Genomic DNA, 7,027 nt, shown 5'->3' with positions numbered 1-7,027 from the left:
ATATAACTGGTCATCTAAATCATTTTGATTACTCATAATGACATTCCGCCTCTACTTAGTTTTTGATATGCCTTGCGGAGTGCTTGCTCGGCTCGTTGTTTATCTAATTCTTGCTGTCGTTTCATTTCCGCTTGGCGTTCCAGTTCTAGACGTTTGGTTTCTTGGTTCTTCTGCCATTGATCAAAACCTTGATCGACACGGTTTAAACCACGCTGTAAAACGCTCTCTTTCTGCTGTTTCTGTTGGTCAAGCTGTTGGGCGTTCTGCTGTTTCACATTGTCATTAAAACGGCTGATTTCAGTGTCTATGCCTTGTCTGCGTAATTGGGTGACTTTAGTGCCTTCATGGATGGTGGCTTGTAGTCCGTTATTCTGATCGGCATAGCTGCGGTGATCTATTTTTTCTCGGTAGCCTGCTCGTTCTAATGCGTGATTGGCTAAATTTGCCCACGTTTCCCGAATCTGTTTAATTTCGTCTTGGGTTGTACCCATACCAAGGCTTTTTCGTTTGGCGTTGCTGAGTTCAATATCGGTTTTGGTGGTCAGGGTGAGTTTATTGTCCGTGTCCAATTCGGCTTTTCGGGTGGTAAGCATGATATGGGCGTGATGATTCTTATCATTACCGCCTTTGCTGGGTTCATGGATGGCTAAATCTGCGATCACTCCATAGCGATCAACTAAGGACCTGGCAAAGTCTTTTGCCAAGTCCTTACGTTGATCAGCGTCTAATTCATCAGGTAGGGCAATGACCCATTCTCTAGCGGTTCGGGCATCTTTACGGTTTTCGGTTTTTTCTGCCAAGTTCCAAAGTTCACCACGGTCAATTTCAATATCTAAATTAGACAGAATTTCAGAATGGGCGACACCGTCTTTTCTCGTAAAGTCATGGGTCAGTCCTGTGCGTTCATCTTCTAGTTTTTCCCCTGCACGATATGCAGATGATGCAACCGCAGTTCGCCCCGAACTTCGGTTCACCGTTTTAGTGGAACAATGATAAATTGCCATGCAGTCGCCTTGGGGTGCTTTTGCTTTTAAAAAATTGCGTAGCAGTTTTTTGGGGTTAAGGGGTGTCCCCTTGCGCAACTTTGACTTGAACTTTGTTCAAGTCGTAAGTGCGCATTTCATGAAAAACACGATAGCATATAGCCCGCTTGAATTTCAATTCATAGGGTTTTATGCTTGAGTGGTTTTCTATATCCCGAAATTAACCGTTATGACAAAATCTGCTGAAAATATCGAAAAGAAAATTGAAGCCCAATTAGAAAAGTTGAAACAGTTAAAAGCTCAAAAACAGGCTATTGATGCAAGAGAAAAAACCAAGCAAAAGGAACAAGAAAGAAAGGACGATACAAGACGTAAAATTTTGCTCGGTTCTTACTTAATTAAAAAGATGCAATCTAATGAAGCCAATAAAGAAAAAATACTCGCTGAACTCAACGAATATTTAACAGAAAATAGAGATAGACAGCTTTTTGATTTGCCCGATATTGAAGCCTAATTTTTCTTAGCTGTTTGGTTGTTCTGTTCGGCTTGATACTCGGGAATGAGCGTATTTAAAACCTTTTGAATATTGTCTTTGTCCTCTATCTGCAAATTATCTCGATAGTAAATTAAGTCCTGTATTTTGCTTTCCATCTGCATTTTTTTGGTGGGTTCTGCATTTTTGGATATTCGAGATAATAGGAAGATATAACCGCATATATTTTCCCTCGCAATTTCATAATTTACGATGTCGAGGTATTCAACGGTCACATGTTTTAGATCAGTTGATAGGTTGTTTAATTTAATCATGGCTGAAATCCTGATTTTTCTAATATTGGATAAAGCTCTCTGAATTTTTCAGGCTCTAAAAGCATATCTGCTATACGGATAGCAAATTGTTGGTAGCTTTCTGTACCTTGTGAATATTTCCCCATTTCAGGCATTTCTGACATTTTATTGGCAAATAAATGGCGTTGTGCATCGGTCATTTTGACAAAAAAGTCAGGTGTGTTTGGGTCACGCTTAGAATCTAATTTTTTCGGCTGTGATTTTTGCTTAAACTTAAATGAAAAACCAATAATTGAACGACCACGTTTGTGTTGTTCATACTCTGCTTTTATATCTGTGTACTCATTAATTTGATCAATGGCAAGGTGTAAAACTTTTTCTTTAAATTGCCCCATTCTCTTGTATTCGTTGGGTTCTATGCCTAATTTTAATCTTAGCTCTTCTAGCTCTACCATAGTCACTTTGCCTGTACTACGCCATGCGATAAGCAACTCATACAAGCGTATAGCGTAAACACTAGTTAAACTGCTGACTTGCTCTAGTTCATAACTGGTGAAGTGTTTTTCTAAATTTGTAATCAACGGTACAACATCATCAGAAAACTTAATACGAACAAGAGCTTCATTTTCTACATAAGATATTCGTTGTACCCATCGACTTATTACATTCTCAATGTTGCCCTTTTGAGTCAGCTTTTGATAGCTAAATCTACGATCAAATAGGCTTTTGCAAGCATCTTTAAGAACTTTATAGGCTGTATTTCTATGAACATTGAAATGGTTGATATAGCTTTCAGCATGAATCGTCAAATCTTTATCATTGGGTGTATTTGATTGCCTAGCTTCAAGTATGGCTAACAGTATTAAACGTTGTTCTGATAGGTCTAAATTATAACTGGCATTTATTAGTGCATTATCTTTAACGACTAGTTCCTTTTTCATAAGCACACATGTTTTTTAAATATATAAGTACACTCTATTTTATTGAGTGTCACTTTGCAAGATAAAGGTGTACTTATTGCAAGATAAAGGTGTACTTATTGCAAGATAAAGGTGTACTTATTGCAAGATAAAGGTGTACTTATTGCTATTTTTATTCTTATATATCAATTAATTGTAGAGGCTAAAAATTAAAAAATTAAAAAATATTAAAAAGAGGGGAGTGCTTAAAACTGCCCTATGTACTCGCTAAAGCTCGTACTCTATTGAAGCTCGTTCCTCGCTTCATGGGGCAGTTTTTGGTTAATCCTGTTTATGAAATCTAAAAGCAAAAGCATTGGTAATGTATTCGCTTCGCTCATACTTTTTGAAAAGCAAAAGCTCCAAAGTTCGCACCCATTCGGGATGCTCTGTAACTACCGTTTAAAATCGAAAGGGAGCTTGTAATCAGAGAAAAAGCGAGGTCGAAATTTTGATGATGCTCAATCGCTCGTAGACACTCGCTCGGTTCTTATTATCTAGGTTTTAATTATTTACTGGAGCTAATCAAAGTTGTGAAACATTGATGAAATATTAGTCGTGGAACGTGAAGAATCATAAAAAAAGCCCGAGCATGACGTTTCGGGCTATTAAGTATTGACTATAACATTGAAAGATAATGAAAATATCTAAGCATTTCGGATAAGGTGTATTATGTTAATTTTAGATAAACTATAGAATCCATTAGTTTTTAAACCAATAAATTAAATATTTTATGGAACTCCAGAATATTTATTCAGGCGATACTTAAGCAATAAGGGTAGGGTGATTACATAAAGTATTGCAGCTAATGCCCATACCATTCCAGGAGCTGATGCCTGAGTCATAAAATAGAGGCTAGTAACTAATACAGGACCAATTATAGCCCCCAGACTATTAAAACTGCTTAATAGCCCTTGTAATTCACCTTGTCTTTCATCACTAATACCTCTGGACATCATTGCTTGCAAAGCAGGAACGGCTACTCCACCAAGGGCAAACAATGGTAACAACGCAAAAGGCACCCATTCTTCAACAGCAATAGATAAAAGAAGTAAACCAATTGCATCGCAAGCTATTCCACATAACAACGTATTTTTCTCTCCAAACCTCTTTACCATAGGGGCGATAGCAAAAGCCTGTGCAATAGAATGGCATATTCCATAACTAGCAAGGGAAACACCTGCAATAAATATACTCCAGCCATAACGATCCTGCCCATAGATAACCCATAAAGTTGCGGGGACTTGTGAAACCAATGTGATAATTAAAAAGATACCAAGCAATGGAGCCATATTAGGTTGAGTGATCAAATAGGATAATTTCTTTAATATTGATTGCTCCTGAACCTTCTCAGTCATTTTATTGCTGTGTTTTGATTCTTTTAATAAGACTGCTGTCATTATTAAAAGAATCCCATTCATAAAAGCAGCAGCAAAGAACGGTGCATGTAAGTTCCATTCACCCAAAACTCCACCTATTACCGGACCCGCTATAAACCCAATACCAAAGACAGCTCCAAGGAGACCAAACCTTTTTGCACGCTCATGGGCTGGAGTAATATCTGAAACATAAGCTGTTGCAACAGCCATGTTGGCACCTGTAATTCCCGCAAAAATACGACCAATATATAGCCACAATAGAGAAGGAGCAGCAGCCATTAGGAGATAATCAGCCGTTGCACCAGCAATTGAAATAATTAATACAGGTCGACGTCCAAATCGGTCACTCAACGCTCCAAGGATAGGTGCAAAAATGAACTGCATCAGAGCATACACAGCTAATAAAGCACCATAGTGAACACCGCCTGCTTCAGCTCCAGCCAATGACCGTAATAATTCAGGCAAGATCGGCATAATTAAACCAATCCCAACAGCATCCAGAAATATAGTGATTAAAATCACGCTCAATGATTTCTTCACAAATGCCTTCTCTAGCAATGATAGAATTAATATTCTCTCACACACTCCCTATCAGTGATAGATTTATGAGTAAAAAAGATATTGCACCTCAACGTCTGACACGTGAAATAGTCCTGCGTACCGCATTGGATATGTTGAATGAAGAAGGCATAGATTCAATAACCACACGCAAGCTAGCTCAACGATTGGGTATTAAATCTCCAACTCTATATTGGCATTTCAAGAATAAATCCTTGTTAATGGAAGCAATGGCGGAAACCATTATAAATGAACACCATTTAGTTTCTTTACCCATCGATGGGATGACATGGCAAGATTGGTTGCTCGCTAATTCTGTAAGCTTTCGTCGAGCACTACTAGCTTACCGTGATGGTGCTCGTCTACATGCAAGAACTAGCCCCAGTCAAGGACATTTCAACACGATTGAGGCCCAAGTTGCGCTGTTATCTCATGCTGGGTTTTCTCCTGTTGAAGCAGTTGCATTACTTATGACATTAGGAAGGTTTATTGTTGGGTGGGTCCTTGAGGAGCAGCAAGAAGAAATAAGATCAGACCCACCATTCGAAGCCGATCCAACTATATATCCACTCATGCTCCAAGGAGTGAATACCTTACAAAATATGAATGCGGATGACATTTTTGAAAATGGGATTCGTATGGTGATTATCGGTGCTGAAAGACAACTTGATATTAAAATGCAAACTTAACTCTATACTGCTTTAAGCAACTGTTCTATTTAGTAATAAAGCTTTTATCCTTAATTATTTAACATAATAGAGCTTATACGAAACGCAATTTAAAATATTATTGTTTTTCATATAGTTATAAAATTTTGACTGACTTCAAAAACAGTAAAAAGCCGACTTAGAAACAAGTCGGCTTTTTTATGAGCAGGTTTGATACCTTTTGCCAAGAACATAGGTTATTAAATAATCAATTGATAAAATATATTCTTATTATTTCATTTACTCATAAAATATATTCATTATAATGTTGTGTATTCGATCGAATACAATAAAGAGGAACTTTCATGACCGAGATTAAACGTCTCCCTGAATTTGATGAATGGCTAGATAGCATTAAAGACAGTATGACCCGTCTTAAACTGAATCGAAGATTAGATAAGGTTCAGCGTGGTAATTGGGGCGATGTAAAGCATCTTCAAGAAGGTGTTTGGGAAATGCGAGAGTTCTTCGGACCAGGTTGGCGCATGTATTACATCAAACATGGTGATGTAATCATTGTGATGCTTGGAGGTGGTGATAAATCTACACAGCAAAAGGATATAGAACGAGCTGTTGATTTATCAAAATCTTTAGAGGATTGAAAAATGGTTAAAATAGCTGATCTACCTAGCTTTGACATGGCAGAAGCACTTAAGAGTGAAGAAGATATTGTAATGTATCTTAATATGGTTCTTGAAGAGAATGACCCTGCTGAACTAGCTCATGCACTTGGTGTAATTGCTAAAGCTCGTGGTATGACTCAAATCGCTAAAGAAGCAGGAATTGGACGTGAAGCACTTTACAAAGCACTCCGTCAAGATTCAGCACCTCGTTTTGATACGATTAATCGTGTAGTAAATGCTTTAGGTCTAAAACTAACTGTGCAGAATGCATAACTATTAATAAAATTTTGTCTAAGTTCCATCTTATTTAACATAAAATCTCTTATGCGAAATTTCAGCTCGATGCTTTGAAAGATGGCTAAAGCCATGTTTCAAAGTCGGGCAACTTTGCGCTTGCTGTAATTTGATTTGTAATGAGAAAAACCAAGCAAAGTACCGATCAACTAGTATTTTTTAGGGTCGATCTGACACCAGTCATACGTTTTTTCTTTGACACTACTCGGTTCAAACGAGTAGCAATTTTTCCTCATTATTCTCACCAATGTTTCACCATCACTTTCTCGAATTTGTAGCGGATATTTTTTTAGTACAGCCATATCTGCTCTACGTTCATCAATTTCGTCTTTGCTTGGTATGTATAAAAAGATAGCCAAAATGAACACCATCATCACAGCAACAAACGTGCTGGCAAAAATAAAGATAAGTTTTAAGTTGAGCCTGTTTGTAGCTTCGTTTAATGCCTGAATACTGTTGTTTAATGCACCTGTATGCTTCTTATTTGTGTTTTCTAGCGATTTTTCAGCCTTGTCTAGCACTCCACTAGCGACTTGGTTGTAAAACTGCTCTAATCGCTTCTTATCGTCTGCTATGGCTTCTCGATATTCCTTCATGGATGCCAATAAAATATATAACTGGTCATCTAAATCATTTTGATTACTCATAATGACATTCCGCCTCTACTTAGTTTTTGATATGCCTTGCGGAGTGCTTGCTCGGCTCGTTGTTTATCTAATTCTTGCTGTCGTTTCATTT

9 protein-coding genes are annotated in these 7,027 nt (G+C 37.6%); 4 read left to right on the top strand and 5 right to left on the bottom strand.

From position 1 onward, the window contains the following. Nucleotides 1-32: 32 nt before the first annotated feature. A complete protein-coding gene (mobQ, locus tag FTV25_RS15485) occupies nt 33-1,004 on the bottom strand; it encodes a MobQ family relaxase (protein ID WP_004856449.1) in 972 nt (323 codons plus the stop codon). Between the two features lie 208 nt (nt 1,005-1,212). Here mobQ and FTV25_RS15480 point away from each other — a divergent pair, with 208 nt between their 5' ends. Beyond that, nucleotides 1,213-1,497 carry a hypothetical protein gene (locus FTV25_RS15480; protein WP_004856445.1) on the top strand — a complete coding sequence of 95 codons (285 nt, stop codon included), beginning with the start codon at nt 1,213-1,215 and terminating at the stop codon, nt 1,495-1,497. Here FTV25_RS15480 and FTV25_RS15475 read toward each other — a convergent pair. From FTV25_RS15475 to tet(39), 3 genes are all read right to left on the bottom strand, one after another. Then, nucleotides 1,494-1,790: a hypothetical protein gene (locus FTV25_RS15475; protein ID WP_004856442.1), complete on the bottom strand. Its 297-nt coding sequence runs from the start codon at nt 1,788-1,790 to the stop codon at nt 1,494-1,496. The genes FTV25_RS15480 and FTV25_RS15475 overlap by 4 nt on opposite strands. After that, on the bottom strand, nt 1,787-2,710 hold the full coding sequence (gene repM, locus FTV25_RS15470; RefSeq protein ID WP_004856439.1) for a replication initiation protein RepM: 924 nt from the start codon (nt 2,708-2,710) through the stop codon (nt 1,787-1,789). Before repM ends, FTV25_RS15475 begins: the two co-directional genes overlap by 4 nt. Before the next feature lie 749 nt (nt 2,711-3,459). Next, nucleotides 3,460-4,647 carry a tetracycline efflux MFS transporter Tet(39) gene (gene tet(39), locus FTV25_RS15465; protein WP_087551687.1) on the bottom strand — a complete coding sequence of 396 codons (1,188 nt, stop codon included), beginning with the start codon at nt 4,645-4,647 and terminating at the stop codon, nt 3,460-3,462. Nucleotides 4,648-4,712: 65 nt separating this feature from the next. Here tet(39) and FTV25_RS15460 point away from each other — a divergent pair, with 65 nt between their 5' ends. The 3 genes from FTV25_RS15460 (at nt 4,713) to FTV25_RS15450 (ending at nt 6,268) form a co-directional block, all read left to right on the top strand. Then, complete coding sequence (locus FTV25_RS15460; protein WP_004787586.1) at nt 4,713-5,354, top strand: TetR/AcrR family transcriptional regulator C-terminal domain-containing protein; 642 nt, start codon at nt 4,713-4,715, stop codon at nt 5,352-5,354. A 323-nt stretch (nt 5,355-5,677) separates the two neighbouring features. Next, nucleotides 5,678-5,974, top strand: coding sequence for a type II toxin-antitoxin system RelE/ParE family toxin (locus FTV25_RS15455; RefSeq protein ID WP_004787583.1), 297 nt, complete (start codon nt 5,678-5,680; stop codon nt 5,972-5,974). A gap of 3 nt (nt 5,975-5,977) precedes the next feature. Then, the gene (locus FTV25_RS15450; RefSeq protein ID WP_004787581.1) at nt 5,978-6,268 is read left to right on the top strand and encodes an addiction module antidote protein; all 291 of its coding nucleotides are present in this window, start codon (nt 5,978-5,980) and stop codon (nt 6,266-6,268) included. Nucleotides 6,269-6,438: 170 nt separating this feature from the next. Here FTV25_RS15450 and FTV25_RS15445 read toward each other — a convergent pair whose 3' ends face one another. Next, nucleotides 6,439-6,936: a hypothetical protein gene (locus tag FTV25_RS15445; RefSeq protein WP_004856450.1), complete on the bottom strand. Its 498-nt coding sequence runs from the start codon at nt 6,934-6,936 to the stop codon at nt 6,439-6,441. Nucleotides 6,937-7,027: the final 91 nt, after the last annotated feature.

The sequence above is a fragment of the Acinetobacter sp. YH12249 genome, from assembly GCF_013417475.1.
GTDB lineage: Bacteria > Pseudomonadota > Gammaproteobacteria > Pseudomonadales > Moraxellaceae > Acinetobacter.
This window is presented reverse-complemented; position numbering and strand designations above follow the sequence as displayed.

Bases quoted from the DNA above. Each gene is read 5' to 3' on its own strand.
- mobQ (WP_004856449.1), bottom strand. From the start codon at position 1,004: ATGGCAATTTATCATTGTTCCACTAAAACGGTGAACCGAAGTTCGGGG.
- FTV25_RS15480 (WP_004856445.1), top strand. From the start codon at position 1,213: ATGACAAAATCTGCTGAAAATATCGAAAAGAAAATTGAAGCCCAATTA.
- FTV25_RS15475 (WP_004856442.1), bottom strand. From the start codon at position 1,790: ATGATTAAATTAAACAACCTATCAACTGATCTAAAACATGTGACCGTT.
- repM (WP_004856439.1), bottom strand. From the start codon at position 2,710: ATGAAAAAGGAACTAGTCGTTAAAGATAATGCACTAATAAATGCCAGT.
- FTV25_RS15460 (WP_004787586.1), top strand. From the start codon at position 4,713: ATGAGTAAAAAAGATATTGCACCTCAACGTCTGACACGTGAAATAGTC.
- FTV25_RS15455 (WP_004787583.1), top strand. From the start codon at position 5,678: ATGACCGAGATTAAACGTCTCCCTGAATTTGATGAATGGCTAGATAGC.
- FTV25_RS15450 (WP_004787581.1), top strand. From the start codon at position 5,978: ATGGTTAAAATAGCTGATCTACCTAGCTTTGACATGGCAGAAGCACTT.
- FTV25_RS15445 (WP_004856450.1), bottom strand. From the start codon at position 6,936: ATGAGTAATCAAAATGATTTAGATGACCAGTTATATATTTTATTGGCA.